Source organism: Streptomyces sp. BE20 (genome assembly GCF_036322525.1).
Taxonomy (GTDB): Bacteria; Actinomycetota; Actinomycetes; order Streptomycetales; family Streptomycetaceae; genus Kitasatospora.
The window spans coordinates 1-1,431 of record NZ_JAQYWW010000058.1 but is presented as its reverse complement, the minus strand read 5'-3'; the positions used below and the strand labels follow the sequence as shown (position 1 = coordinate 1,431).

The following is a 1,431-nucleotide window of genomic DNA, read 5'->3' as shown; positions in this document are numbered from 1 at the left end:
TTCGCGGTCGAGTTCGCCGGTGATGCGGCCGTTCTGCATGACGACGATGCGGTCGGCGAGGCCGAGGACCTCGGGGAGTTCGGAGGAGATGACGAGGACGGCGACGCCTTCTGTGGCGAGGTCGGCGATGATCTGGTAGATCTCGGCCTTGGCGCCGACGTCGATGCCGCGGGTGGGCTCGTCGAGGATCAGGACCTTGGGTTTGCGGGCGAGCCAGCGGGCGAGGACGACCTTCTGCTGGTTGCCGCCGGAGAGTTTGCGGACCTCGTGCTCGATGGAGGGGGTGCGCACCCGCAGCCGGTCGGTGTATTCCTGGGCAAGTTGGCGTTCGGCGGTCCGCTTGACGAAGCGGAAGCGGCGCAGGCGTTCCAGGACGACGGTGCTGGTGTTGTCGCGGATGGAGCGGTGGAGGAACAGGGCCTGGGCCTTGCGTTCCTCGGGGGCGAGGCCGAGGCCGGCGCGGATGGCGTCGCCGGGGTGGCCGGAGCGCAGGGTGCGGCCGTCGAGGGTGACGGTGCCGGAGCGGAGGGGCTGGTCGCCGGCGAGGGCGAGGGCGAGTTCGGAGCGTCCGGCGCCGATGAGTCCGGCCAGGCCGACGACCTCGCCGGCGTGGATGCGCAGGTCGATGCCGGTGACGTGGTCGGTGGTCACGGCGCGGACATCCAACACGAGGCGGTCGGTGGCGACGCGTTCGCGGGTGAACATGGCGGACAGGTCCCGGCCGACCATCAGCCGCACGAGGTCGCCCTCGCTGGTGGTCGCGGCGTCCTGGACGCCGGCGAGGGCGCCGTCGCGCAGCACCGCGATGCGGTCGGCGAGCTGGAAGATCTCCTGCATGCGGTGGGAGACGTAGACGACGGCTACGCCTTGGTCGCGTAGGCGGCGGATGAGGGCGAAGAGCGCGTCGACCTCGTGTTCGGACAGCGAGGAGGTGGGTTCGTCGAAGGCGATGACTTTGGCGTCGCCGGTGAGGGCGCGCAGGATTTCGACGAGTTGGCGTTGGGCGGGGGTGAGCTGGGAGCCGAGGAGGTCGGGGTCGAGGACCTTGTCGAAGCCGAGGCGTTTGAGGTCGGCCGTGATGCGGCGGCGTAGTTCGGTGCGGTCGAGGCGTCGGCCGGTTTTGCGGGGGAGGGAGCCGGCGTAGACGTTCTCGGCGACGGAGACGTGGGGGATGATCTCGGGTTCCTGGGGGATGATGCGGATCCCGGCGGCTCGGGCCTGGGCGGGTGAGGCCAGGTCCACCCGCTCGCCGTCGAGGACGACGTGGCCCTCGGTGGGCTGGTGGTCGCCGGTGAGGATCTTGAGGAGGGTGGACTTGCCCGCGCCGTTCTCGCCCATGAGGGCGGTGACCTGACCGGCGGGGAAGTCGAGGGTGACTCCGCCGAGGGCCCGTACCGCGCCGAACCGCTTGGTGACCTGGTGAACACCGGC

Annotated in this window: 1 protein-coding gene; it reads right to left on the bottom strand. The window is 70.7% G+C overall.

All coding sequences use genetic code 11. The features are described from left to right. Positions 1 to 1,431 (bottom strand): sugar ABC transporter ATP-binding protein (locus PUR61_RS00210; RefSeq protein WP_329874359.1); only part of this gene is annotated, 1,431 nt, incomplete at both ends.